This is a genomic window from Bradyrhizobium acaciae, from assembly GCF_020889785.1.
GTDB classification, from domain to species: domain Bacteria; phylum Pseudomonadota; class Alphaproteobacteria; order Rhizobiales; family Xanthobacteraceae; genus Bradyrhizobium; species Bradyrhizobium acaciae.
Genome location: NZ_JACMYK010000008.1, coordinates 14650 through 39531, shown reverse-complemented (window position 1 = coordinate 39531; position 24882 = coordinate 14650). Strand labels below are relative to the sequence as shown.

Annotated in this window: 23 protein-coding genes; 13 read left to right on the top strand and 10 right to left on the bottom strand. The window is 63.4% G+C overall.

Features of this window, described 5'->3' with window-relative positions:
- Positions 1-202 precede the first annotated feature (202 nt).
- From H8A92_RS06160 to H8A92_RS06140, 5 genes are read left to right on the top strand one after another with little or no spacing between them, the layout of a single operon-like run.
- Positions 203-1234 carry a TRAP transporter substrate-binding protein gene (locus H8A92_RS06160; protein ID WP_229194949.1) on the top strand — a complete coding sequence of 344 codons (1032 nt, stop codon included), beginning with the start codon at positions 203-205 and terminating at the stop codon, positions 1232-1234.
- Between the two features lie 17 nt (positions 1235-1251).
- Positions 1252-1812, top strand: a complete 561-nt coding sequence (locus H8A92_RS06155) for a TRAP transporter small permease (protein ID WP_229194948.1) — start codon at positions 1252-1254, stop codon at positions 1810-1812.
- On the top strand, positions 1809-3098 hold the full coding sequence (locus tag H8A92_RS06150; RefSeq protein WP_021080340.1) for a TRAP transporter large permease: 1290 nt from the start codon (positions 1809-1811) through the stop codon (positions 3096-3098). Before H8A92_RS06155 ends, H8A92_RS06150 begins: the two co-directional genes overlap by 4 nt.
- Positions 3099-3138: 40 nt before the next feature.
- Positions 3139-4182, top strand: coding sequence for a TRAP transporter substrate-binding protein (locus H8A92_RS06145; protein WP_229194947.1), 1044 nt, complete (start codon positions 3139-3141; stop codon positions 4180-4182).
- Complete coding sequence (locus H8A92_RS06140; protein WP_274613253.1) at positions 4179-5420, top strand: CaiB/BaiF CoA transferase family protein; 1242 nt, start codon at positions 4179-4181, stop codon at positions 5418-5420. Before H8A92_RS06145 ends, H8A92_RS06140 begins: the two co-directional genes overlap by 4 nt.
- On the opposite strand, the gene H8A92_RS06135 is transcribed toward H8A92_RS06140, so the two are convergent.
- The 9 genes from H8A92_RS06135 to H8A92_RS06095 all read right to left on the bottom strand — a co-directional run bounded on the left by H8A92_RS06135 (position 5421) and on the right by H8A92_RS06095 (position 13507).
- Positions 5421-6275, bottom strand: coding sequence for an HpcH/HpaI aldolase/citrate lyase family protein (locus tag H8A92_RS06135; RefSeq protein ID WP_229194946.1), 855 nt, complete (start codon positions 6273-6275; stop codon positions 5421-5423).
- A gap of 3 nt (positions 6276-6278) precedes the next feature.
- Positions 6279-6734: a MaoC family dehydratase gene (locus tag H8A92_RS06130; RefSeq protein ID WP_163156184.1), complete on the bottom strand. Its 456-nt coding sequence runs from the start codon at positions 6732-6734 to the stop codon at positions 6279-6281.
- Complete coding sequence (locus H8A92_RS06125) at positions 6735-7511, bottom strand: enoyl-CoA hydratase/isomerase family protein (RefSeq protein ID WP_229194945.1); 777 nt, start codon at positions 7509-7511, stop codon at positions 6735-6737.
- Between the two features lie 16 nt (positions 7512-7527).
- Positions 7528-8733, bottom strand: a complete 1206-nt coding sequence (locus tag H8A92_RS06120) for a CaiB/BaiF CoA transferase family protein (protein ID WP_229194944.1) — start codon at positions 8731-8733, stop codon at positions 7528-7530.
- Positions 8734-8760: 27 nt separating this feature from the next.
- On the bottom strand, positions 8761-9477 hold the full coding sequence (locus tag H8A92_RS06115; RefSeq protein ID WP_229194943.1) for an ABC transporter ATP-binding protein: 717 nt from the start codon (positions 9475-9477) through the stop codon (positions 8761-8763).
- A complete protein-coding gene (locus tag H8A92_RS06110) occupies positions 9474-10232 on the bottom strand; it encodes an ABC transporter ATP-binding protein (RefSeq protein WP_229194942.1) in 759 nt (252 codons plus the stop codon). Before H8A92_RS06110 ends, H8A92_RS06115 begins: the two co-directional genes overlap by 4 nt.
- 2 nt (positions 10233-10234) lie before the next feature.
- Entirely contained in the window at positions 10235-11254 is a 1020-nt protein-coding gene (locus H8A92_RS06105; protein ID WP_229194941.1) for a branched-chain amino acid ABC transporter permease, read from the bottom strand.
- The gene (locus tag H8A92_RS06100; RefSeq protein ID WP_338026504.1) at positions 11251-12153 is read right to left on the bottom strand and encodes a branched-chain amino acid ABC transporter permease; all 903 of its coding nucleotides are present in this window, start codon (positions 12151-12153) and stop codon (positions 11251-11253) included. Before H8A92_RS06100 ends, H8A92_RS06105 begins: the two co-directional genes overlap by 4 nt.
- 94 nt (positions 12154-12247) lie before the next feature.
- Positions 12248-13507: an ABC transporter substrate-binding protein gene (locus tag H8A92_RS06095; RefSeq protein ID WP_229194939.1), complete on the bottom strand. Its 1260-nt coding sequence runs from the start codon at positions 13505-13507 to the stop codon at positions 12248-12250.
- Between the two features lie 170 nt (positions 13508-13677).
- Here H8A92_RS06095 and H8A92_RS06090 point away from each other — a divergent pair, with 170 nt between their 5' ends.
- The 5 genes from H8A92_RS06090 (at position 13678) to H8A92_RS06070 (ending at position 19647) form a co-directional block, all read left to right on the top strand.
- Positions 13678-15174 carry an AMP-binding protein gene (locus H8A92_RS06090; RefSeq protein ID WP_229194938.1) on the top strand — a complete coding sequence of 499 codons (1497 nt, stop codon included), beginning with the start codon at positions 13678-13680 and terminating at the stop codon, positions 15172-15174.
- The gene (locus H8A92_RS06085) at positions 15171-15812 is read left to right on the top strand and encodes a TetR/AcrR family transcriptional regulator (protein ID WP_229194937.1); all 642 of its coding nucleotides are present in this window, start codon (positions 15171-15173) and stop codon (positions 15810-15812) included. Before H8A92_RS06090 ends, H8A92_RS06085 begins: the two co-directional genes overlap by 4 nt.
- Positions 15809-16582, top strand: a complete 774-nt coding sequence (locus H8A92_RS06080) for an SDR family NAD(P)-dependent oxidoreductase (protein ID WP_229194936.1) — start codon at positions 15809-15811, stop codon at positions 16580-16582. The genes H8A92_RS06085 and H8A92_RS06080 overlap by 4 nt, the downstream gene beginning before the upstream one ends.
- Positions 16583-16591: 9 nt before the next feature.
- Positions 16592-18514: a flavin-containing monooxygenase gene (locus tag H8A92_RS06075; protein WP_229194935.1), complete on the top strand. Its 1923-nt coding sequence runs from the start codon at positions 16592-16594 to the stop codon at positions 18512-18514.
- Positions 18515-19017: 503 nt separating this feature from the next.
- Positions 19018-19647: a 2-hydroxychromene-2-carboxylate isomerase gene (locus H8A92_RS06070; RefSeq protein ID WP_229194934.1), complete on the top strand. Its 630-nt coding sequence runs from the start codon at positions 19018-19020 to the stop codon at positions 19645-19647.
- Between the two features lie 30 nt (positions 19648-19677).
- Here the strand turns inward: H8A92_RS06070 and H8A92_RS06065 are convergent, their stop codons facing one another.
- Complete coding sequence (locus H8A92_RS06065; protein WP_229194933.1) at positions 19678-20688, bottom strand: glutathione S-transferase N-terminal domain-containing protein; 1011 nt, start codon at positions 20686-20688, stop codon at positions 19678-19680.
- Positions 20689-20913: 225 nt separating this feature from the next.
- Between H8A92_RS06065 and H8A92_RS06060 the strand changes: the two genes are divergently transcribed.
- From H8A92_RS06060 to H8A92_RS06050, 3 genes are all read left to right on the top strand, one after another.
- Complete coding sequence (locus tag H8A92_RS06060) at positions 20914-21708, top strand: class II aldolase/adducin family protein (RefSeq protein ID WP_229194932.1); 795 nt, start codon at positions 20914-20916, stop codon at positions 21706-21708.
- A 539-nt stretch (positions 21709-22247) separates the two neighbouring features.
- The gene (locus tag H8A92_RS06055) at positions 22248-23837 is read left to right on the top strand and encodes an ABC transporter substrate-binding protein (protein ID WP_229194931.1); all 1590 of its coding nucleotides are present in this window, start codon (positions 22248-22250) and stop codon (positions 23835-23837) included.
- Between the two features lie 60 nt (positions 23838-23897).
- A complete protein-coding gene (locus H8A92_RS06050; protein ID WP_163157644.1) occupies positions 23898-24833 on the top strand; it encodes an ABC transporter permease in 936 nt (311 codons plus the stop codon).
- The last annotated feature ends 49 nt before the right edge of the window (positions 24834-24882 follow it).

Here is a 24882-nt window from a genome sequence, read left to right as displayed (position 1 = left end):
GCCGCCCGCGTCTCGCTTTCAAAATCCAGGCCCACTCCGACGTCCGCTCGCGTGCCTCTACCATCGTCGTAATCGCGTCGACGCATGACGCTGCGCGCTCTCCGGTTGTCTGATCAGGCATGCTCAGCCGAGCCCTGCTTGACGCGCAAATTCGTTTGTGCGCAGCTGCCCAAAACAACAAGGCTACTCAGGGGCAGGAAATATGGGCGGGCTTCGGCAGGCGCTGGCCGGTTACGGATTCCTCATCGCATCGATCAACCTGGCGGCAGCGGCGGAGCCGATCAAGCTGCGGATCGCCGACTCCTTTCCGAAGGGACACTACCTCGTCCGCCTCGTGCTCGAGCCCTGGATGGCCGAGGTGCAGAAGCGCACCAACAACGCGGTGACGTTCGAGCATTATCCGGCCCAGCAGCTCGGCAAGGCTGCAGACATGCTCAAGCTGACGCAAACCGGCGTCGCCGATATCGGCTATGTCGCGCCCGCCTATGTCTCCGACAAGATGCCGGTCTCCGAGGTCGCGATGCTCCCCGGCGCGTTCGAGCATTCCTGCCAGGGCACGCTCGCCTATTGGAAGACGGCGCGGAGCGGCGTGATTGCGCAGCAGGATTATACCGCGAACGGCATACGCCTGCTGCTCGCGGTGAGCCTGCCGCCCTATCGCATCCTGACCGTGAAGCAGCCGGTGAAGGACACAGCCGACATCAACGGACTGAAGCTCCGATCGACCGGCGGTGCGCAGGACCTCACCTTGCGCGCGATCGGCGCCGTACCGGTGCGCATGGCGGCGCCCGACGCCTATGAGTCGCTGTCGCGCGGCACCATGGATGGCCTGTTGTTTCCGCTCGAAAGCGTCGTCGCCTACGGCGCCGACAAGCTCGTGAAGCATTCCACCGATGGTTTCGGCTTCGCGAGCTTCGTGGTCGCCTATTCGATCAGCGAGACCGCCTGGAAAAAACTGTCGCCGGATATCCAGAAGGCGATGATCGACGTCGCCGAAGAGATCCTGCCGTCCGCCTGCAAGGAAGTGCAGAAGCAGGACAGCGAGACCATGAAGTCGATGGAGGCCGCAGGTGTTCACTTCGACACCCTGCAGCCCGACGCCGTCGCAAAGCTCAAGGAACTGACGAAGGGCGTAGGCAAGGCATGGGCCGACGGGCTCGATGCGCGCGGCAAGCACGGCAGCGACGCCCTGAAGGAATTCAGCGCCGCCGTTGCGGCCGTGCCGGCCCAATAGCGCGGACGGAGCCCAAATTGATCAAGACAAGCCTGAAGGCTCTGACTGCCATCGAGAAGGTGACCTCGGCCCTTGCCGCGGCCATGATGTTCGCAATCATGATCATCGTCTTCTCCGACGTCGTGATGCGCTACGTCTTCAACCGGCCGTTCTCCTGGGCCTATGACCTGATCTCGCTCTACGTGATGGCCGGCGTGTTCTTCCTGTCGCTCTCCGGCACCTACGCGGTGAACGGGCACATCAGCGTCGATATCCTGCTGCCGCGCTTCTCGGCGATCATCCAGCGCCTTTGTGTCATCATCTCAAACATCGTCGGCCTCGCCATCTTCGTTCCAATCACCTGGCTCGGTTATCAGCGCGCGCTCGACAATTATGTCTCGGGTGACGTCATGGCCGGCGCGATCCCGTGGCCGACCTGGGCGTCCTCGATCTTCGTGCCGGTCGGTGCGGGAATTCTCGCGCTGCGCCTTGCCGTGCATCTCATTGCCAATGTTGCAAGCCTCCTGACCGGCGAAAACCTGTTGCCGTTGCCGGCCATCTCCGGCCATTCGGAGAAGGCTGCCGGAGGTTTCGAATGATCCCGACTTTCATCCTCGCGCTGCTGTTCTTCCTGCTGGCGATCGGAACGCCGGTCGCGTTCGCCATGGCCTTCTCCGGCGGGCTCGGCCTCTATCTGACCGGCGGCTTGCCGATCCTGCTCGGCGTGCTGCAGACGACGCCGCTCTCGGCCGTCACCTCCTACGAGCTGATCACGATCCCGATGTTCCTGCTGATGGCAGACCTGGTGCTGCTGTCAGGCGTTGCCGACGATCTGTTCAAGACCGCCGCGGCCTGGGTTGGACGCATCCCCGGCGGTCTCGGCATGGCGACCGCGCTGGCCGGTGCGGGTTTCGGCTCGATCTGTGGCACCAGCACGGCCTCCGCCGCAACGCTGTCCTCGACCAGCCTGCCAGCGATGATCCGCCAGGGTTATGAGCCGAAAATGGCTGCCGGCGTCGTAGCAATTTCAGGCACCCTTGCGATGCTGCTGCCGACCTCGGTGGCGCTGGTCATCTTCGGCCTGCTCGCCGAGGTGAACATCGGAAAGCTGCTGATCAGCGGCATCATCCCTGCGATCTTCGTCACCATCATCATCATGTCGACGATCTATATCCTGGTGCTGCTCGATCCCTCGCGCGCACCAACGATATCGGCGGTGACTTGGTCGGAGCGGTTCAGCCTGCTCTGGCAGGTCAGCCCGATGGTGGTTCTGTTCTCGATCGTGACCGGCACGATCTATCTCGGGATCGCGACGCCGACGGAAGCTTCGGCGTTCGGCGCGTTCGGCGCCTTCTGTCTCGCCTGCTGGAAACGCAAGATCAACCTGACGTCGCTCTACACGACGTTACGGCATGCGGCTCAAGGCACTTGCATGATCGTTCTGATCATCATGTGCGCGCATATCTTCGGCTATTTCTTCACCCTCACCCAGGTGACGCAGAATATCGTCGGCTGGGTCGGCGGGCTCGACGTCTCGCGCTGGATCATCATCACGCTGATCCTGTGCGGCTACATCGTGCTCGGCTCGTTCATGGACCAGATCGCGATCCTGGTGCTGACGGTTCCGATCGTGCTGCCGCTGATCAAGTCACTCGGCTTCGATCCGATCTGGTTCGGTGTCATCAAGATCGTGACCGCCGAGGTCGGCATGATCACGCCGCCAATCGGATTGAACTGCTTCATCGTGGCGCGTTACGCACATCGCCCCGTCGGCGAGGTGTTCCACGGTACATTCCCGCATTTCATCGCGCATCTGATCGCTATCGCCATTTTCGTGGCATTTCCGGAGATCATCCTCTGGCTGCCGAACCACATGCAACATTGAAGAAGCCGTCGGTCGAGACGGCCATCTCTGGGAGACCATGATGAACCTCTATTCCCGTTTCCTCGCAAGCGCCGGCGTCGGTGCGGCCCTGCTGGCCGCCTCCGCATCCTCGGGCTTCGGCCAGGAGAAGATCACCCTCCGGCTTGCCGACAGCCTGCCTTCCGGCCACGTGATCCATGAACTCGTCGGCAAGCCGTTTTCCGAGCTCGTCACCAAGCTGACCAATGGTCAGGTCACGTTCCAGCACTTCCCGGCCGAGCAGCTCGGCAAGGCCAAGGACATGGCGCAGCTCACTGCGCTCGGCGTTGCCGACGTGTCCTACATCGTGCCGTCTTACTCCTCCGACAAGTTTCCGCTGACCGCCGTTGCCGAATTGCCCGGCATTTTCGACAGCGAATGCCAGGGCTCGCTCGCCTTCTACAAGATATCGCACAATGGCGGCGTCCTGGAGAGCAAGGAATTCGCGCCCAACCAGCTCCGGCCGCTGGTGACGCTCGCGCTACCCGCCTACCAGGTCCAGCTTGCGACCAGCCGCGATGTGAAGACGGCAAAGGACCTGGAAGGCCTGAAGATCCGTACCACCGGCGGTGCGATGGACCTGATGATGCGCTCGATCGGCGGCGTTCCGGTGCGGATGGCCGCGCCCGAGATCTATGAATCGCTGACCCGCGGCACCCTCGACGGACTGATCTTCTCCTACCAGAGCTCGGCGTCCTACGACTTCGGCAAGATCCTGAAGTCGGGCACCGAAGGGCTGAACTTCGGCACCGCGATCTTCACCTATTCGATGGGTGAGCTGAAGTTCAAATCGTTGCCCGAGAACGTGCGCAAGGCGCTGATCGAGGCCGGCGAGCAGACCACGCGCGAGGCCTGCAAGCGGTTCGAGGACGGCGAGAAGGCCGCAGCCGACAAGATCAAGTCGCAGGGGATGAAGGTCATCAACTTCAGCGCCGACGACAAGAAGGTGTTCGACACCGCCTTCAAATCGGTGGCACAGGATTGGGTGAAGGATGTCGACAAGCGCGGCAAGCCGGGCACCGACGTCTTCAAGGCCTTCACCGAAGCGCTGGCCGCCACCCATTGAGCCAGGCACCGACGAGCGGCAGACCATCCGCGCCGGCAGGCCCGCTCGCCGGCGTCAGGATCATCGACCTCACCAGCGTGATGATGGGGCCCTACGCGACCATGATCCTCGGCGACTACGGCGCCGACGTGATCAAGGTCGAGAGCCCGGACGGCGACGTGATGCGCCATGCGGCCCCGATGCGCCATCCCGCGATGGGCGCGATGTACCTGCAGGGCAATCGCAACAAGCGTTCGATCGTGCTCGACCTGAAGAAGGCCGGCGGCCGCGCGGCGGCGCTGCGGCTGGCCGCAGCCGCTGACGTGTTCGTCCACAACGTCCGTCCCGCCGCGATGGCGCGGCTGAAGCTCGGCGCCGACGATCTTCTCGCGACCAACCCGCGGCTCGTCTATGCCAGCCTGCACGGCTTCGGCGAGACCGGGCCCTATGCGGGCCGGCCCGCCTATGACGACCTGATCCAGGGACTGACGGCCCTGCCCGCGCTGACCGGCAGGATCACCGGCGAGCCGCGTTACTCTCCGGCGACCATGGCCGACCGCATCGTCGGCCTCAATGCCGTCCACGCCATCCTCGCGGCGCTGTTCCATCGCGAGCGGACCGGCGAAGGCCAGGCAATCGAAATACCGATGTTCGAGACCATGGCGCAGTTCGTGCTCGGCGATCACATGGCCGGCCGCAGCTTCGAGCCTCCGATCGGACCACCCGGCTACTCCCGGCTGCTGTCGCCGGACCGCCGGCCCTATCAGACCAGCGACGGCTATATCTGCGCGCTGGTCTATTCCGACAAGCAGTGGAACGCGTTCTTCGCCAAGATCGGCCTTGCCGATGAAGCCGGCCGCGACCCACGGCTGAACAGCATCTCCGCGCGAACCAGGAATTACGACTTCGTCTACGACTGGTTCTCGCAGATGATGAAGACCCGCAGCACGGCCGAATGGATGCGCTTCTTCGAAGAGGCAGACATTCCGCACGCGCCGCTGCACGACCTCGGCGGCCTGATCGACGATCCACACCTGGCGGCCGTCGGACTGATCCAGTCGCTTGAGCATCCGACCGAAGGCACGCTGCGGGTCGCAGGCCCGGCTGCGACCTGGAGCCGGACGCCACCGTCGATCCGGACCTATCCGCCGAACCTCGGCGAGCATGGCCGGGAAATCCTGCACGAGGCCGGGCTTGCGGAAACGGAGATTGCCGCCCTCATCGCGGAGGGCGCGCTGATCGAGCCCGGTTCCTGCTGACTATTTCCTGCGCGATGCCAGGATCTTCTCGGCAGCGCGTAGATGCGGCTTATCCAGCATCTTGCCGTCCATCTTGGCGACACCCGATGGATTGTTGGCGAATGCGGCAATCACCCGCTCCGACCATGCGATCTCCTCCTCCGTCGGCATGAAGGCCGCGTTGACGACGTCGACGTGCTTGGGATGGATCACGGCCTTGGCCAGGAAGCCGTCCTGCCGTGCGGCAATCGCCTCCGCCTTCAACGCATCGAGATCGTTGATGTCGGTGGCGATGGTGTCGATCGCGACCACGCCGGCCGCGGCCGCGCCGATCAGGCAGAGATCGCGGGCCAGGATGAAAGGCGAATGATAGTGGCCGTCGGTGCGATTGCGGGTTGCGCCGAGCGAAGCCGCGAGGTCTTCCGCACCCCACATCATGCCCCACAGCCGCGGGCTCATGTTCTCGAAGTCGAGGATTTTCAGGACCGCTCGCGCCGTCTCGGTCGCGACCGTGACGATCCGCGTAGACCCTTGCGCGATGCCGGAGGCGGCCTCGAATGCATCGAGATAAAGCGCGAGCTTGTTGACGTCGGCGGCACCGGCGCATTTCGGCAGTACGATGCCATCGGGCTTGCCGGGCATCACGGCCGCGAGGTCGCCGAGCGTCAGATCGGTATCAAGCGCATTGACCCGGATATAGAGCTTCTGCTCGGGATTGCGCGCATCGAGCATCTGGCGCGTGACTCCGCGCGCGACGACCTTCTGGTCCGGAGCAACGGAATCCTCGAGGTCGAGGATCAGCGCGTCGGCCGCAGTCTTCTTCGCGCTTTCATACTTCCGGGTGCTGTCGCCGGGAACGAACAGGAACGATCGCATCGTCTACGCCTTCGGCTTGCAGTGCATCAGGCCGGTGCGTCGGCAGCTCGCGACCACCTCGCCGCGCTGATTGGTCATGGTGTGCTCGAACTCGACGATGCCCTGGGTCGGTCGCGACTTGCTGGCGCGTTTGCCGATGATCTTGGTATGCGCTCTCAACGTATCGCCGTGAAAGACTGGTTTCGGGAACTTGACGTCGGTCATGCCGAGATTTCCGACCGTGGTTCCCAAGGTCGTGTCGTACACGCTCATGCCGATCATGATGCCAAGTGTGTAGAGGCTGTTGAACAGCCGCTGGCCGAACTCGGTCTTCTCCGAGAAATGCGCATCCAGATGCAGCGGCTGCGGGTTCATGGTCAGCAGGCTGAACATGGTGTTGTCCATCTCCGTCACGGTCCGGCTGAACTCGTGATGGAATTCCCGCCCGACCTCGAACTCTTCGAAATACAATCCAGCCATTTACCGTCCCTTGTAGTTGGGCGCCCGCTTTTCGACGAACGCGTTCAGCCCTTCCTGGCAGTCCTCCGTCGAGGCGACCACCACGAAACTCTCCGCGGTGTTTTCGACCGAGCGGCGGAAATCGGCATCGACCGCACGCATGAAGGCGTCGCGGCCGATCTTCATCACGACTGGCGATTTCGCCGCCAGTTTCCGCGCGATCTCATGGGCCCGATCGAGCGCGGTACCCTTCGGCACGACTTCGCTGAGCAGGCCCATGCGAAATGCAGTTGCGGCATCGAAAGGCTCGCCGAGGAACAACGGGCCGAACGCCTGGTGCTTTCCGACCAACCGCGGCAGCTGCACGAAATGGATCGCCGGGATCAGCCCGACATCGATCTCGGGATAGCCGAAGGTCGAGCTGTCCCCGGCAATGATCATGTCGCAGGAGATTGCGATCGTCATGCCGCCGGCGCGCACCGCGCCATCGACCGCCGCGATCGTCGGCTTGCCCATGCGGTACTGCGTATCGTTCAGCGCGAAATACAGCCGCTCGAGGAACGTCTTGGTCTCGATCGCGGGCTTGCCCCTGACGATGTCGAGGTCGAGGCCGGCGCAGAACACCTTGTGGGCGCTGCTGATGATGACGGCGCGTACCGCGTCGTCATCGCGTGCTTTCGCCAGCGCCGCCAGCAAGGCGTCGATCAAGGGAATGCTGAGCGCATTCACCGGCGCGCGGTCCAGCACGATCTCCGCAATCTGATCGCTGACCGAGTAACGAACGAGGTCCGTGCTCATATTGTCCTGTCTCCCATCATCTCTTGGCTTGCCGCACAGCGCCCGACAGCAGCAAGCCGTCGATCTCGTCCGAACCAAGACCAGCCTCAGTCAGCACGGCGCGGCTATCCTGCCCGACATCCGGCGCGGGACAAAGATGATCCTCGGACCGGCTCGCGATCCCCGGCGTCCGCGGCGAATAGACAGCGCCGACACCGGGCGTATCCTGGCGCACCGAGGCCCCGGTCGCCTCGACATGGGCGTTGCGCAGCCATTCGCCGGGATTGAGGATCCGCTCCGCGATGATATCGGCGGCATGGAGCCGCGTCAGCCAGGTATCCGTCGCCTCGGTCAGGAACACCTCGCGCAACTGCGGGATCAACGTGTCGGCCGCGTCCGCACGCCGGGCAAAGTCGGCAAAGCGCGGATCGGTGGCGAGATCCTCACGGTCGATCGCACCGCACAGCCGCTTGTATTGCGGCTCATTCACCAGCGTCACCATCATCCAGCCGTCCCGCGTCTGGTAGGTTCCGGCCGGCACATTGAGCGCGCGCGGCGCGCCGCCCTCGAGGATGAACTCCGCGACCTTGTGCCCGAGCAGCGCCGACGTCGACTGGCAGAGGTTGACATCGATCCAGCGACCGGTGCCGACGGTGGCGCGTGCGAACAGAGTGGTGGCAATGGCCTGGAATGCGTACACGCCGGTGACCACGTCGGAGATCGTGGTGCCGACCCGATGCGGCACGCCATCGGTGCCGACATTGACCGAGACCAGCCCAGAGAACGCCTGCGCCACCGAATCCGAGCCGGGCCGCTTCGAATAGGGCCCGCTCTGCCCGAAGCCGCTGACCGACAGATAGACCAGGCCCGGATTGTCGCGCGACAGGCTCTCATAGCCGAGCCCGAGCCGCTCTGCGACACCGGGGCGAAATCCTTCAATGAGGACGTCGGCCTCACGCGCCAGTCGCTGCGCGACCGCGATGCCGTCCTTGTGCTTCATGTCGAGGCACAGGCTACGCTTGCCTCGGTTATAGACCGCCGACAGCGTCGTGTGATTGCCGTAGGTCGTGCCGAGATAACGCGACCAGTCGCCTTCCGGCGGCTCAACCTTGATGACATCGGCGCCATAGACCCCGAGCAGCATCGCACAATAGGGCGAGGCGATGCCCTGCCCGAAATCGAGCACTTTCAGCCCACGATACGGCGCCTCGTGCGTCGGCGTCAGCCTGCGTTCGCCGGCCATTTGTCCTCCCACTTCTGTCGAAGAGCCCTACAGCGCCAGATAGCGCTGCCGGATGTTGTCGTTGGCCTTCAGCTCTTCGATGGAGGATGTGTAGACGATCTGTCCCTTGTCGATAACCGTCGCGTGGCTCGCAAGGCCAAGGCAAAAATGCATGTTCTGCTCGGCGATCAATACTGTAGCACCGGTACCGCGGAGCTGCCGCAGCAGTTCGCCGATGCGCTGCACGATGATCGGCGCCAGCCCCTCGCTCGGCTCGTCCAGCAGCAGCAGCACCGGATTTCCCATCAGCGTGCGGGCGATCGCCAGCATCTGCTGCTCGCCGCCGGACAGCCGTCCGGCGATCCGGTGCCGCAGCGGCTCCAGCAACGGAAACACGTCATAGACCCGGCGGATCGACCACTCGTCCTCGCCATCAGGCCCCTTCTTCTGGCCGATGACGAGATTGTCCTCGACCGTATGCTCTGGAAAGATCTGGCGGTCTTCCGGCACAAAGCCGAGCCCGGCGCGGGCGATGTGATGCGGGCGCATTCCGGACACCACCTGGCCGCGCAAGCTCACCGTGCCGCGGCGCGCCGACGCCAGCCCCATGATCGCCTTCATGGTGGTCGACTTGCCGGCGCCGTTTCGGCCGAGCAGCGCCATGGTCTCGCCCTTGCGCACGGAGAGGCCGACGCCGAACAGGATCTGACTGGTGCCATAGTAGACGTCGAGATCCTCGACCTGCACCACCGGCTGCGTGCTCATGCCACCGCTCCCGCGTGGTCGTCGCTGCCGAGATAGGCTTCGATCACGGCCTCATTCCTGCGGATCGCGTCCGGCGTCCCGGTCGCGAGGATCCGGCCGTAACACAGCACGACAATCTCTGGCGCGATCTTGAACACGATGTCCATGTCGTGCTCGATGAATACGACCGTGATCTTCTGCTTCTCCCAGAGCTCGCGCACCTTGTCGATCATGCGCCAGCGCTCCTCGGTACCCATGCCCGCGGTCGGCTCGTCGAGCAGCAGCACCTTGGGATCGAGCACCAGCGCGAGCGCGATATCGAGCAGCTTCTGGTCGCCGTGCGACAACGTCGCCGCGGTCCTGTTGCGCTTGCCGGCGAGGCCGAGCAGCTCCATTGCGTGCTCGGCGCGATCACGCGTCTCGGCCAGTGGAAAGCGGCGATGCATCACACCGGCGCGGCGCTGATCAGCGCCAACCGCTGCCAGCATCGTCTCCTCGACCGTCAGCGACGGGAAGATGCTTGCAACCTGGAAGGCCCGGCCGATGCCTTGGCGCACGATCTCGGGCGGCGTCCGGCCCGCCATGTCGACGCCATTGAGCAGAATCTGCCCGGCGTCCGGCCGCAGCGCGCCGGTGATCAGGTTGAAGAAGGTGCTCTTGCCGGCGCCGTTGGGGCCGATCACGGCGGTGAGCGAACCATCGGCAAAGTCGAGCGAGACGTTATCAGTCGCCTTGACGCCGCCGAAGGATTTCGAGAGCCCGCGAATTTCAAGCATGGCTAGCCGCGCCCCTCGCCGCGACGCTGCGCGAACCATTCCACGACAAAATCCATAAGGCCCTTTCGCAGGCCGATGGCAAAGAACAGGATCACGACGCCGAGCACGATGCCGTGATACTCGGTCAACCGCGTAACAGTATCGTTGAGGATCAACAGCAGCACGGTGCCGACCATCGGGCCGAGGAAGGTGGTCACGCCGCCGAGCATGTTGATGAAGATGCCCTCGCCGGAGATCGTCCAGTAGGCGAATTCGGGATAGGCGCCCGAGACGAACAGCGCCATGATCATGCCGCCGGTCGCGGCGAACAGCGCCGCCAGCACGAAGATGACAAGCTTCGCGCGCCAGACGTTGATGCCGATGAAGCTCGCCCGCGTGGCGTTGTCACGGATCATGCGCAGCGTGTAGCCGAACGGCGACTGCGCGATCTGGCGCATCAGGAACAGCCCGATCACCAGCAGCGCGCAGCTCGTGATGTAGAGGTGCAGATGGTTCGCCAGGTCGATGCCGAGAAACGGCGGCCGCGGGATGCCGCCGCGCAGGCCCTGGTCGCCGCCGGTCAGCGACTGCCAAGACAGGATGGTCGAATGGATCAGCATCTGGAACGCGAGCGTGACGAAGGCGAAGTAGATTTCCTTCAACCGCACGCAGATCGCACCGATCACGACGGCGACGACCAGCGTCATCGCCAGCGTGGCGACGAAAGCCACCGGGATCGGAACGCCGGTCTTCTGCATCATGAGGCCGAAACCATAGGCGCCGAGGCCGAAGAACATGCCGTGCCCGAACGAGATCAGTCCGGTGTAGCCGACCAGGAGGTTGAGCGAGGTCGCGAACAGCCCGTAAGCCGCGCAGCGGATCACGAAGTCGAGCAGCTGCTTGCTGCCGAACAGCATCGGCAGCAGCGCGAGCAGGACGAAGGCCACGAGCGCGATCAGGAGGTCGCGATAGCGCTGCGGCCTGGCGTCGATCCGGGGCACTTCGAGGGGCTGCGCGCTCTGCCCGGCCTGCAACTCGGTCATGCGACTTCCTTGCCGAACAGGCCGGTCGGACGTGACACCAGCACGATCACCATGAAGAGATACATCAGCCCCTCGGTGAACAGCGGGAAGCCGAGCGATCCGAAAGAGCGGATCAGGCCGATCAAAAGCGCACCGATCAGCGCGCCCAGAATCGAGCCCATGCCACCGATCACGGTGACAATGAAGGACTCGATCAGAACCGAGAAACCCATGCCCGGCGTCAGCGAGCGCACCGGTGCGGCGAGCGCGCCCGCCAGCCCCGCCAGCATGCCGCCGAGCGCGAACACGCCGCCATAGATCAGCCCGGTGTTGATGCCGAGCGCCGACACCATGCCGGGATTATGAGCAGCCGCACGGATCACCTTGCCGATCCTGGAGCGTGCCAGCCCCAGCCCGAGAACAGCGGCCGCAGCCAGCGCCACGCCGATCAGCAGCAGATAATATGGCGGCACCACGCCGCCGGCGATGAACAACGGCGGCACCTGGAACGCGGCCGGCATCCCCATCGACTTGAATTCAGGACCCCAGATCATGCGGACAACGTCATCGAAGATCAGCACGAAGGCGTAGCAGACCAGAAGCTGCATCAGCACGTCGCGGCCGTAGACCCGGCTCATGAACACGCGTTCGAAGATCAGGCCGAGGATCGCGGTGCCGGCAGCGCCGCTCAGGATCGCCAGCGCAAAGCTGCCGGTGAGTTGATAGGCCGTCATCGCGAAATAGGCGCCGAACATATAGAAGGCGCCGTGGCTGAAATTGACCACCTTGAGCACGCCGAAAATCAACGTCAGCCCGACGGCGACGAGAAACAGCAGCATGCCGATGATCAGGCCGCTGGTGGTTTGCGTCACCAGGCATGAAGGGCTGGCGAGGCAACTGGCGAGCGCGTCGAGGTCCACGAGAATCATCCATTACGGCGGGCCGCAACGCCGGCGCGCGACAAGCATCAGATCAAGGGCGGAGACAGCGTGCTGCCTCCGCCTCATATGCGGATCAGGTGTAGCCCTTGCTCTTCTTCCATTCGGCTTCGAGCTCGAAGATAGCCTTCCAGTCTCCGGCCTTCACGTCGGGGACGTAAGGCTCCTGCGGGATCGTGGTGCCCCATCCGATCGCGTAGCCGACCAGCGTATGATCGTCGGCACGCATGGTGACCGTGCCGTCGGCGCCGAACGGGCACTTGATGGTGAGCCCGGCGAGAACCTCCGCGACCTTCTTGCCGTCGGTCGAGTTGGCCTTCTTGACGGCCTCATTGAGGAACATGACCGCCGTTGCGTTCTGCCAGGACCAGTTGGTCGGGTACTCGTTGTATTTCGCCTTGTAGGCATCGCCCCAGGCCGCATTCTCCGGCGTCGGCGGGAATGTCTTGATGTAGCGGTCGCCGGAGTGGATGCCCTTCGGCAGGTTCTTCACCACGGTGAGCGCGGTGTAGTCGGCCATGTTGACCGCGAACACCTCCATCTGGGTGAACATCGCGTAGATGTTGGCCTGGTCGATGTAGGAGGTGAGATCGCCGCCCCACAGGCACGAATAGAGCGCCTGCGGCTTGGCTTGCAGGATCTTGGTCACCACCTCGGTGTAGTCGGGCTGGAACAGTTTGGGCCAGGACTCGCTGATGATCTCGACATCGGGCGCGAACTTCTTCAGGTACAGCACGAACTCGCCGGTGGTGTCGCGGCCATAGGCATAGTCCGGCGAACAGGTCGCCCATTTCTTCAGGCCCTTGGCCTTGGCGATCCCTGCCGCGTAGCCGGCGCCGACGATGGAGTCATGAATGCCCTGCCGCACGCAGCGGAAGGCGTTCGGGATGTGCTGCTTGGGATCGGCGGTCAGGGACGACGCTTCCGAGCAGGTGTGGATGCAGAGCACGCCGAGATCGCGCGCGACCTCGTGAACCGCGAACGATCCCGACGACGCCTCGCCATCGAGCAGCATCTCGCAACCGTCGGTATTGACGAGCTCGCGCGCGATCCGCGCAGCTTCCTGCGGCTGTCCCTTGGAGTCGCGGATCACCATCTCGATCTGGCGACCGGCAAGCCCGCCGGCGGCATTGACCTTCTCGACTTCCAGCATCACCGCATTGCGCGAAGACGTGCCGAGCTGCGCGACGCGGCCCGACAGGATGGTCGGCATGCCGATCTTGATGGACTTGGCCTGCGCGCGCGCCACCCACGGCGCGGCAAAGGTCACCGCTCCGGCGCCCATCAGCGCCAGCGTCGAACGTCGGCTGATGCCCGGTTTCCGGGTCCTCTTCATATTCCCCTCCCTGTCGGGTTCGCGTTCCCAAAAGCCCTGTCGGAGATCGTGCCGTCTCCGTGACTACAATGTTTTCAGAGCAAGGGGGGTGACGTCAAGCCAAAGATGAATTACGACTCATAATTCACCTAGGGAGAAAACGGCGCCGGAATCGGCCGGACGAGCGGCATATGATCAATCTTTCCAGCTTCATCGCATTTCATGCCGGGCGGACTCCGGCCCGCTGTGCGCTGAAATATCGCGGCGAGGACGTCTCCTACGCCGACTTTGACCTGCGAATCCGCCAGGTGGGCGCCTGGCTTGCCGCACGCGGGATTACACCCGGCGACGTCGTTGCCGTCCTGATGAAGAACAGCACGGCGTTTCTCGAACTGGTGTTCGCGACCAGCCACATCGGCGCGGTGTTCCTGCCGATCAACTATCGCCTGTCGGCCGACGAAGTCGGCTACATCGTCGGCAACTCCGGCGCGCGCCTGCTGGTCGCCGACGAGGAGTTTGCCGCGATCGCAACCGGCGATGCGCCGGTGGTGCTGCTCGATGAAGTCGCGCAGTCCGGCATCACCAGTCGTGTGCCTGACATCGCGCCGGCGCCTGCGCATCTACGCCAACCACGCGACCTGATGCGGCTGATGTACACCTCGGGCACGACGGATCGTCCCAAGGGCGTGATGCTCACCTATGAGAACATCTACTGGAAATCGGCCGACCAGACGCTGGTGCTCGGATTGAATGCGGACACGCGGCTGCTCGTGGTTGGTCCGCTCTATCACGTCGGCGCACTCGATCTGCCCGGCATCGCCGTGCTTTGGCACGGCGGCATGCTGTGTATTCACCGCACCTTTGAAGCCGAGCCGGCCCTGGTCGCGATCGAGCGCGAGAAGCTCAACGCGGCATGGTTCGCGCCGGTCATGACCACGGCTCTCCTCACCTGCCCGAACCGCGACCGCTACGACGTCTCCAGCCTGAAATGGGCGATCGGCGGCGGCGAAAAGACGCCGGAGCTCCGCATCCGCGCCTTCTCGGATTACTTCAAGAACGCGCGCTATATCGATGCCTACGGCCTCACCGAAAGCTGCGGCGGCGACACCTTCATGGATGCTGGCCGCGAGATCGAGAAGATCGGCTCGACCGGCCGCGCCGTCGCCCATGTCGAGATCGCGATCCGCGACGACACCGGCAAGCGCCTGCCCGCCGGCCAGAACGGCGAGATCTGCCTGCGCGGCCCGAAGGTCACGCAAGGCTACTGGAAGGATCCGGAGAAGACGGCGTCCGCCTTCTTCGGCGACTGGTTCCGCACCGGTGACGTCGGGTATCTCGACGAGGAAGGCTTTCTCTATCTGACCGACCGCAAGAAGGACATGATCATCTCAGGCGGCGAGAACATCGCCTCCTCCGAGGTCGAGCGTGTCATCTACGAAATGCCCGGAGTGCGCGAGGTCGCGGTGATCGGCCTGCCGGATGACCGCTGGGGCGAGAAGCCGGTCGCCATCGTGGTGCTGGCCGATGACGCCAAGCTCGATCTGCCCGGTCTCACCGATTTCTGCCGGACAAGGCTCGCGGGCTTCAAGGTGCCGCGGCAATTGATCGTTCGCGACAGCCTGCCGCGCAATCCATCCGGCAAGGTGCTCAAACGCGTGCTCCGCGCCGAACTCGAGGCTGATGCATGACAGAAGCGACATCCGCCAAGGTGACAAAGCTCAACCGGGTTGAGCGCAACGCCTGGACCAAGCAGAAGATCTTCGACGCCGCGACCAAGATTGTCGGCAAATACGGCTATGCCGAAGCCTCGGTTGCCCGCATCACCGAGGCCGCCGGCGTGGCGCAGGGCACCTTCTACAATCATTTCGAGAACCGCCAGGAGTTGCTCGACCAGCTGCTGCCGAAGATCGGTCTCGACATGGTCCGCTTCATCCATGCACGCACGGGCACCGCCAATGAGGCCCAGCAGGAGGTCGAGCGCTTCAGCGCTTTCTTCGATTTCATTCGCGAGGTTCCGGAGTTCCTGCGTATCCTGAACGAAGCGGAGTTCTTCGCGCCGATCGGCTACCAGAAGCATTTCGACAACATCTCGAACGCTTATGTCCGGATCCTCCAGCGCGCGCGGGCCGCGGGAGCGACCAACACATTCAGCGATGAGGAATTCGAGGCCATCGTCCAGGTCTTGATGGGCGCGCGCGGCTATCTCAGCCGCCGCTATTCCTATTCCGAGCAAGGCGTCACCGCCGTGCCCGACTGTGTCATCACGGCCTATCAGAAGCTGGTCACGCATGGCCTGTTCAACAGCAGCGGAGGAAAGAAACGATGAGCGTTGACGGCACCATTCTCGTCACCGGCGGCAGCCGCGGCATCGGCGCGGCGACCGCAACGCTGCTTGCCGATCAGGGGCACCGCGTCGTCATCGTCGATATTGCGCCGGAGCCGCTGGCCGGCACGAACGCGATCCTTTGGCCGGCGCCGTTCGATGTTGCGAGCGAAGCTGCCGTCGTCGCCGGAATTGCCGACATCGAGAAGGCGCACGGGCCGATCAGCGGCCTCGTCAACGCGGCCGGCGTGTTCGGCAAGATGCACGCGATCGAGCGGGTGCGGATGGAGCAATGGGACCGCGAGGTCAATATCGACCTGCGCGGCACCTTTTTGGTCACGCGCAGCGTCGGCATCGGCATGGCGAAGCGACGGCGTGGTGCGATCGTCAATATCGCCTCGGTGGCCGGCATGACGTCGGGTCCGATCCACGCCTATACCGCGGCCAAGGCCGGCGTCATCCAGATCACGCAGACGCTCGCCGCCGAATGGGGCCGCTCCGGCGTGCGCGTCAACGCAGTCTCGCCCGGCTTCACCCGCACGGCGGCGCTCGAGGCCGGCATTGCATCGGGCGCATTGAACAAAGACCTGCTGGCACGCCCGACCGCGATGAACCGGCTGGTCGAGCCCATGGAGGTGGCACAGGCGATCGCCTGGCTGCTCTCGCCGCAGAGCAGCGGCATCACCGGCATCAACCTGCCGGTCGATGCCGGCTACATCGCGGGCACCACCTGGGCCGCCTATGGCGGCCTGCCCGAAGCACCGGCGAGTTGAGGACAACGCATGAATATCGAGCTTTCGCGCAAGCCCCTCGATCTGTCCTCCGCCATCGCGGAGGGCGACATCCGTGTGCTGCTGATGGTGCTGGTGCACATAACCGGCGACGAGAAGTGGCTGGAGCCGCCCTACAAGCCGAAGCGCGACGTTTGCCTGATCCCCGATCCGGACGCCGGTGTGCCGCAGGAGATCCAGGACGAGATCCGCGCCGCCGTGCTGAACCTGTTCGCCAATGGCACGCCGAAACCCGCCATCACCGATCCCGGCGATGAGTTGATGCTGCGGATGATGCGCGCGACGCTCGGCGAGAACGTCGCGCCGGAGTATGCACCGCTGATGCGGGAGGAGATGGGCTTCGTTCCCCGCGAAGCCAAATGGCGCGAGCGTCCGTCCGACGCAAGACTGGCGCAGCAGCATGTGCTGATCGTCGGCGCCGGGGTCTGCGCGATCGCCCTTGGCGTCGCGCTCGGCCGGCTCGGCATTCCCTACACGATCGTCGAGAAGCAGGACGAGATCGGCGGCACCTGGTACGTCAACCGCTATCCCGGCTGCGGCGTCGATACGCCGAACCACTCCTATTCGTTCTCGTTCGGCGCCCGCAATCCGTGGACCCGCTATTTCGCGCAACGGCAGGAATTGCTGGATTACCTGCTCAAGGTCGTGCGCGAATACGACATCCGCAAGCACGTCCGCCTTTCGACCGAGCTTGTCGCCTCGCGCTGGGACGAAGGCAAGCGGCGCTGGATCTCGACGCTGAAGACTGCGGGCGGCGAAGAGACCTTCGAGTCTACCGCGCTGGTCAGCGCGATCGGACAACTCAATGATCCCTTGCCCGCTCGCTTTGAGGGCGACGAGGATTTCACCGGGTTGAAGATTCATTCGGCGCTGTGGTCCGACGACGTCAAGCTCGACGGCAAGCATGTTGCCGTGATCGGCACCGGCGCAACCGCGATGCAGCTCGTGCCGTCGATCGCCGACCGCGTCGCCTCGGTCACCGTCTACCAGCGCACCGCGCAGTGGGCGCGGCCGGTGAAGGGCTACGCCGATCCAATCACCGAAGGCGCGCAGTGGCTGCTGGCACATCTGCCGTTCTACGTGCAGTGGTATCGCTTCAACATGTTCTGGCGCTATGGCGACGGGCTGCTGCCGTTCCTGCGCAAGGATCCGGCGTGGCCGCATCCGGAGCGCGCCGTCAACAAGGGCAACGACCGGCATCGCCAGGAGCTGGCCGACTTCATCCTCTCCGAGCTGAAGGATCGCCCGGACCTGATCGAGAAGTGCATGCCGACCTATCCGCCCTACGGCAAGCGCATCCTGCTCGACAACAACTGGTTCAAGACGCTGACCAAGCCGAATGTCGAACTCGTTACCGACAAGATCGACCATTTCGCGGCGCACGGCATCGTCACGGCCGACGGCACATCGCGGCCGCACGACGTCATCGTGATCTCGACCGGCTTCAAGGTCTCCGAGATGGCGGCGCGCCTCAACATCACCGGGCGCGACGGCAAGAACCTCCAGCAGACGTGGGGCCATGACAATCCGACCGCGTATCTCGGTCTCACGGTGCCTGACTTCCCCAACCTGTTTCTGATGCTCGGCCCGAACACGGGGCCTGCGCATGGCGGCAGCGTGATCTTCCAGTCGGAATGCCAGAGCCGCTACATCTCCGCCTGCCTCGTCGAGATGATCGAGAACGATATCGCTGCGATCGACGTGCATCCCGACGCGCATGATGAATACATCCGCAACGTCGATGCCGAGCATGAGCAATTGATCTGGACGCATCCAGGCATGACGACCTACTACCGCAACAGCAGCGGCCGCGTGTTCTCGGCAATGCCGTGGCGTTTCGTCGACTATTGGAAAATGACGCACGATCCGGACTTCACCCGGTATCGAAAGACCAAGTCGCGACAGGAATCCTGACCTGAATTCTCTCGCTCGTTAACTTGACAGCAGGCCATAACTGCCGCAGCATTTCGCTGACTGCACCTGTTGGGGTGCTGGAGCGCTTGCTCCTCACGTCGCAGGAATTGACGGACGATTATGGGATCGGCCGTCAGGCAGCAAAAGCGGACAGAGGTCCGTCGGCCCACTCTTGGAGAGGAGCATGACGCCACCGGCGCAAGCCAGTGACCTTGCTCAGCGGCAAGGTCTCGGTGCACGTGAGGCGAACAGCAGCTGCTAGCCGCGTGTACCACCGACAATCTGAACATATCCGCAGGACAGGAACGCAAAGGCCACGCGCTCTTAGGTCCCGAAACACCACTGGTCTACACCAGAGATCCTTCGCAAAAACGAAGTTGCAGGGCCCCGCGATGCTTGACTGCACCGGGGCCCACTCGTTTGCGCACCATCTCCCTTCATCACGCCGCATTGCGCCACTGCGCGGGATCGGGAACAATTGTCCTCACGCATGAGGAACGAGAATGGAAAAGCCGAAGGTCAGGATCTACACCGACTACAAGTCTCCCTACGCCTATGTCGCCAACAAGCGGCTGTTTGAGCTCGAGGAGACCTACGGCGTCGCGCTGGAATGGCTGCCCTACACGCTTCGGATTCCCGAGTTCATGGGCACGGTCGAGCAGCGCACGCCGCACTTCTGGCGCAAGGTGCGCTACTCCTACATGGATGCGCGGCGGTTCGCGAATGCGCAAGGACTGACCATGAAGGGCCCGCGTCGGATTTACGACGCGTTCTACGCCAGCGCCGGGATGCTGTTTGCGCAGCGGCAGGGATTGTTCCGGCCCTATCATGACACGGTATTCCGAAGGTTCTGGAACCACGAGCTGGAAATCGACGACCTGTCGGAGATCTCCGGCGTGATCACCGCGATCGGCGGCTCCACCGAGGCGTTCGAGGCCTATGTCCGTGGGCCAGCCCGCGCCGAACACGATCGCATCGTCGACGAGGCCGAAGCGCTCGGCGTGTTCGGCGTTCCCAGCATGGTGTTCAACGGCGAGCTGTTCTGGGGCGGCGACCGCATCGACATGCTGATCGAGCGGATCAAGCAGCCGGAGACGATCGCCGCCGCGCTCGGGAGCCGGCACCGGACCTGAGCTCACGCCGTTTTGAAGCCCCCCTATCCATCAGCCCCCCTCCAGGATAGCCCAGCAGCCCGCGCGTTCCAGCACGGGCTTCAACGCCGCGCGATCGCCGGCATCGAGCGCGGCAAACTTCGCGCGCAACTGCTGCAGGCACTTGACCTGATATTTGAACGGCGCGAGCGCGTAAGGCAGACCCCAGACGTTGATCTCGAGCCGCTCGAGGCCTTTCGCGAATGCATCCGCGTTGGCCGCCAGGAACGGCAGATAGAGCTCGCCCGCAATCCGCAGCAGCGCCTCGGCGAACCCGCCGAGCGCCTGCTCACGCGGATACCAGTTGCCTTCGACACCGGACGCATCGTCGAGCCGCCTCACCCAGTGGTCGGTAAACGGCGCACGGTCGCGCATGATCCGCATCGGGCTCGGGTCGGTCGCCATCTCGCTGAGCTGACCGAACCAGGCAAAATCTGCCAGCGACGGCCGGCTGCCGAACAGATAGTTCGTCATGCCGACATGCGGCTCGAACGCCGCAAGCGTCCGCCGATAGCTTTCCTCGAGCAGCGGCCTGTTCTCGTCCGTCGCGCCGAGAATGACCATGCGCGAGATTTGCCGCTGCCGGAACTCCTCGATTTCCTCGCGGCTGCCGGCTTCGGCGTCCGACGTCGACCATTCCTCTGCCGCCCAACGCGAGACGTAGGCCTGATCTTCCGGATCCCACCAGCGATAGAGAAACAGCGGCTTCACCGCCCATTCGTCGGCGAGATCCTCGAGCAAATCGCAGACAAAGGCGACCGCCCTGTCCTCCGGGACGACCGAGCGCGCCTGATGACGCGCTTCCAGATCATAGGCCAGCGTGGTGGTCTCACCGCGGTAGCTCCCATCAGGATATTGCAGCACCGGGATCAGCATCGGCTTCAAATGCGCGGTCGCCGCCCGCAACGCCTTGGTCATGATCACCCAATCGTGCGGAATGCGTCGGTAGCGCATCAGTGCGCGCAGCTTGATCGCATAGGGCGACGCGGTCGAACCAATCAGGCGATAGCGGCCTTCCGTCATGACGATGCCCCCGAAAACGCATACTTGCGATCGCTCATTTCAATGCGCCTCGGCTGTTTTCCGCATAGTGGCATTGATCCTGTGGCGCGCCAATCCGCATTCGGTTTTTGCCCGCCAGACCTGCAAATAAGCCGACGCGCCACGGCTTGCCGCCGCGTGGATTCTGCTATGTTCCAGGGCAACGAACAGGCTGCGGCCTCGCAGACATCTCAAGGAGAGAACGCCATGAATCCCCCCGTCAGCTCGCCCGCGATCAAGGTCGTCAAATCCGTTCGCGAGCAGGTGAGCGCCGAGGAGTGGCAGGCCCGTGTCGATCTCGCCGCCTGCTATCGCCTCACCGCGATGTACGGCATGACAGAGATGATCGCGAACCACATCTCCTGCCGCGTACCCGGCACCCCCGACCAGTTCCTGATCAACGCCTACGGCATGCTGTATGAGGAGATCGACGCTTCCAGCCTGATCAAGGTCGATGTCGAGGGCAACACGCTGCTCAACGCGACAGACTATGACGTCAATGTCGCCGGCTTCGTGATTCACAGCGCCATCCACATGGCCAAGCACGACATGGACTGTGTCGCGCACACCCACACACCGGCCGGCATGGCGGTGTCCGCGATGGAATGCGGCCTGCTGCCGCTGGCGCAGACCTCGATGCGCTTCCTGCACATCGCCTATCACGACTTCGAAGGCATCGCCGATAATGTCGACGAGCGCGAACGGCTGGTTCGTGACCTCGGCGACAACGAGGCGATGATCCTGCGCAACCATGGCCTCCTGGTCGTAGGCCGCACGGTGCCCGCCGCCTTCAACGTGCTGTTCCGTCTCGAGCGCGCCTGCCAGACCCAGGTGATGGCGCTGTCCTGCAACACCAAACTGGTCTATCCGCCGCAGAACATCCTCGAAGACACTTATGAGCGGATGCTGCCGAAGCCCGGCCGGGCCGCGCGCAACGGCGAACTCGCCTGGCCGGCCCTGCTGCGCAAGCTCGATCGGGCCGATCCGTCGTATCGGCAGTGAGGGGTTGAACGCGAGGCACGGTTCCCGACAACGGCAGCGCTATCGCATATAGCCTGCCTCCGCAGGAACGCGCTGCCAAAAAATCGAAAACAACCCCATGCAAAGCAGCCGGCGGCGTGCCGGCATTGGACATGGCAACTTGACATGTCGGGCAAATCAGCGGCATTATTCTAATATTCAGAAATATGTTGGCACACCTCACCCCGCACGACGGGACGAGGCCACATGCGATTGCCGTGCCGACAACAGTGTCGTCCCGGCTTTCGCAATTTCACGACGAAAGCCAAAATCCTTTCAATCGCAATTGCTTGCTTACTCGCGCAAGTTGCAACCAGGGTGTTGGCACGTCAAACCATGTCGGGCAAGTCCTCCCCGCGCCCATTCAACCTGACACGTGCCTTGGTCACCCGTCGACGGTATCGCGGCGACACGAATTATTTGATGCCGGTCGCCATCGACACGAATTGAGGACCTTGCGCTAGACGTGCCGGCGATGATCAACTCGCAATTCGGACTGTTCCTGCACCGTTGGGGGAAGCATGAAGTTCAAGATGATTGCGATCGCGGCCGGTCTGGGGCTCGCACTCGCCGCCGCGGCGGCTGCCCAGACACCGCGCAAAGGCGGGACCATTCGCATGACGGCGCCCTATGGCTCCAGCTTCACCAGCATGGACATCCACACCACACCGCGCGCCCAGGACGAGATCTACGCCAAGGCCCTTCACCGCTCGCTCTACATCTGGGATTCAACCGAAGGCAAGCCGGTCCTGGAACTTGCCAAGGAGGTCACGGTCTCGGGCGGGGGTCTCGTTCATACTTTCAAGCTGCGCGACGACGCCTATTTCCATAACGGCCGGAGGATGACGGCCGACGACATCATCTGGTCCTACAACCGCATCATGGACGGCACCAAGGCCTACCCCGGCGCGCGCTTCGTGCGCATCATCGAGGGCGCGGCCGAGGTCGAGAAGGGCCAGGCCAAGGAGATCTCCGGCCTGAAGAAGATCGACGACTTCAGCCTCGAAATGAAGCTGACCGAGAAAGTCGATCCTGCCTTCTATTTCTTCACCGCACTGACCTCGATCTATCCGGCCGACGAAGGCGGGAAGGAAGGCTTTCTCCAGAAACCGATCGGTCTTGGTCCATTCAAATTCGTCGAGCATGTGCCGGGATCGCGCATCGTGCTGGACAGGTGGGACCGGTTCTACAAGCCCGGCAAGCCCTACGCCGACAAGATCGTGATTTCGCTGATGGGTGAAGCCGCGGCGCGCGATGTCGCCTTCCGTAACAAGGAGATCGACACCTCGGTGCTCGGCCCCGCGCAGTATGTCGCCTATCAGGCCGACCCCAACCTCAAGGGCACCATCGTCGAGGTCGCCGAGGTCTTCACGCGCTATATGGGGATGAATCCAGCGTTCAAACCTTTCTCCGACAAGCGGGTTCGGCAGGCCATCAATTACGCGATCGATGCCGATCTGATCATCAACAAGCTGGTCAAGGGCAAGGCCTACCGCGCGACAAGCTGGCTGCCGCTGACCTCACCCGCCTACGACAAGGCCATGAAGCCCTACCCTTACGATCCCGCGAAGGCGAAGCAATTGCTGGCGGACGCAGGCTACCCCAACGGCTTTGAATTCGAATGGACCACCAGTCAGAATGAAAGCTGGGGCTTGCCGATCGTCGAAGCCGCCATCCCGATGCTGGATAAGGTGGGCATCAAGGTGAAAGTCAAGCAGGTCGAGACCGCGGTGCTGGCGGAGGTCATTCGCAAGGGCGACTTTCAGGCCTTCATCTATTCCCAGGCGACCGGCCCGGATCCGCAGGCATCGCTCAAATGCTTCCACTCGACGACGCCGCAATCGGCCTGCAACTACACGAACTTCAAGAACACCGACTTCGACAAGGTGATCGATGAAGCCGGGCAGACCGACGAAGCCGCCAAGCGCGTCCAGCTGCTGCAAAAGGCCAATGCGCTGCTCTTTGAGGAAGCGCCGATCTGGTTCTTCAACTACAACAAGGCTGTCATGGCGGTGCAACCCTGGCTCAAGGGAATTCAGTTGGATGCGACGGAATTGACCCATCAGAACGTCGAAGACCTCTGGGTCGACGACACCTCGCCGGCGAAGTGACGGGTGCCATCGCTCTCCCGCCATCGCGAGAAACGATGGAGGGAGTGAGGAGAACGTTCAATGCTCTCTTTCGCGATCCGTCGAGTCCTGCAAACCATCCCGACCGTGCTGGCTGTCGTGCTGCTGATCTTCGTGCTGTTCAGCGTCGTTCCGGGCAGCATCGTATCGAGCATGGGTGACGACGGCCGCGGTCCGACGGACCCGCAGGTCGTGGAACGCATGAAGAAACAGCTCGGCCTCGACGATCCCGTTTACGTGCGCTTCGGCTCCTACATCGCCAAGCTCATGACAGGTGATTTCGGGACCTCGTTCCGGACCCGCGAGCCGGTCACAGCCATGATCGCCAAGCGGATGTGGCCGACCCTGCAGTTGATATTCGCAGCCCTGGCGTTTGCAGTTGCGGTCGGCGTGCCGCTCGGCTTCATCGCGGCGCTGAGGCCGGGCAGCATCGTCGATACCGTCTCGATGGTCCTTGCGGTGTCGGGCCTTTCAATGGCCAAGTTCTGGTTCGGGCTGCTGCTGATGTATCTGTTTGCCTTGAAGCTCGGCTGGCTGCCGAGCTTTGGCTATGGCGATGGCGGGCTGAAAAATCTGATCCTGCCTGCCGTGACGCTCGGTGTCTCGCCGATGGCGCTGCTGGCGCGGACGACGCGTGCAGCGGTGCTCGAGATCATGACTGCGGATTTTGTCCGGACGGCGCGCTCGAAGGGCATGAGCGAGACCCGGGTCGTGACGTGGCATGTGATGCGCAATGCCCTCGTCATCATTCTCACCGCGATCGGCCTGCAATTCGGCGTCGTGATGGGGCAGGCCGTCGTCGTCGAGAAATTGTTCTCCTGGCCGGGCATCGGCTCGCTGCTGGTCGACAGCGTCCTGCAGCGCGACATTCCCGCCGTGCAGGGCACGATTCTCGTCGTGGTGCTGTTCTTCCTCACCGTCAATACATTGGTCGATCTGCTCTACGGCGTGATCGATCCCAGGATCAGATACGCATGAGCCGCTGCCAGCCTCATCACGCCTGCGCAAGTCCAGCCGCGCAGCCTGT

Excerpts from the sequence above, each read along its gene's own strand:
- H8A92_RS06055 (WP_229194931.1), top strand. The coding sequence starts at position 22,248 with ATGAAGTTCAAGATGATTGCGATCGCGGCCGGTCTGGGGCTCGCACTC.
- H8A92_RS06075 (WP_229194935.1), top strand. The coding sequence starts at position 16,592 with ATGAATATCGAGCTTTCGCGCAAGCCCCTCGATCTGTCCTCCGCCATC.
- H8A92_RS06125 (WP_229194945.1), bottom strand. The coding sequence starts at position 7,511 with ATGAGCACGGACCTCGTTCGTTACTCGGTCAGCGATCAGATTGCGGAG.
- H8A92_RS06070 (WP_229194934.1), top strand. The coding sequence starts at position 19,018 with ATGGAAAAGCCGAAGGTCAGGATCTACACCGACTACAAGTCTCCCTAC.
- H8A92_RS06080 (WP_229194936.1), top strand. The coding sequence starts at position 15,809 with ATGAGCGTTGACGGCACCATTCTCGTCACCGGCGGCAGCCGCGGCATC.
- H8A92_RS06060 (WP_229194932.1), top strand. The coding sequence starts at position 20,914 with ATGAATCCCCCCGTCAGCTCGCCCGCGATCAAGGTCGTCAAATCCGTT.
- H8A92_RS06095 (WP_229194939.1), bottom strand. The coding sequence starts at position 13,507 with ATGAAGAGGACCCGGAAACCGGGCATCAGCCGACGTTCGACGCTGGCG.
- H8A92_RS06115 (WP_229194943.1), bottom strand. The coding sequence starts at position 9,477 with ATGAGCACGCAGCCGGTGGTGCAGGTCGAGGATCTCGACGTCTACTAT.
- H8A92_RS06130 (WP_163156184.1), bottom strand. The coding sequence starts at position 6,734 with ATGGCTGGATTGTATTTCGAAGAGTTCGAGGTCGGGCGGGAATTCCAT.
- H8A92_RS06050 (WP_163157644.1), top strand. The coding sequence starts at position 23,898 with ATGCTCTCTTTCGCGATCCGTCGAGTCCTGCAAACCATCCCGACCGTG.
- H8A92_RS06105 (WP_229194941.1), bottom strand. The coding sequence starts at position 11,254 with ATGACCGAGTTGCAGGCCGGGCAGAGCGCGCAGCCCCTCGAAGTGCCC.
- H8A92_RS06135 (WP_229194946.1), bottom strand. The coding sequence starts at position 6,275 with ATGCGATCGTTCCTGTTCGTTCCCGGCGACAGCACCCGGAAGTATGAA.
- H8A92_RS06145 (WP_229194947.1), top strand. The coding sequence starts at position 3,139 with ATGAACCTCTATTCCCGTTTCCTCGCAAGCGCCGGCGTCGGTGCGGCC.
- H8A92_RS06090 (WP_229194938.1), top strand. The coding sequence starts at position 13,678 with ATGATCAATCTTTCCAGCTTCATCGCATTTCATGCCGGGCGGACTCCG.
- H8A92_RS06065 (WP_229194933.1), bottom strand. The coding sequence starts at position 20,688 with ATGACGGAAGGCCGCTATCGCCTGATTGGTTCGACCGCGTCGCCCTAT.
- H8A92_RS06085 (WP_229194937.1), top strand. The coding sequence starts at position 15,171 with ATGACAGAAGCGACATCCGCCAAGGTGACAAAGCTCAACCGGGTTGAG.
- H8A92_RS06120 (WP_229194944.1), bottom strand. The coding sequence starts at position 8,733 with ATGGCCGGCGAACGCAGGCTGACGCCGACGCACGAGGCGCCGTATCGT.
- H8A92_RS06110 (WP_229194942.1), bottom strand. The coding sequence starts at position 10,232 with ATGCTTGAAATTCGCGGGCTCTCGAAATCCTTCGGCGGCGTCAAGGCG.
- H8A92_RS06150 (WP_021080340.1), top strand. The coding sequence starts at position 1,809 with ATGATCCCGACTTTCATCCTCGCGCTGCTGTTCTTCCTGCTGGCGATC.
- H8A92_RS06160 (WP_229194949.1), top strand. The coding sequence starts at position 203 with ATGGGCGGGCTTCGGCAGGCGCTGGCCGGTTACGGATTCCTCATCGCA.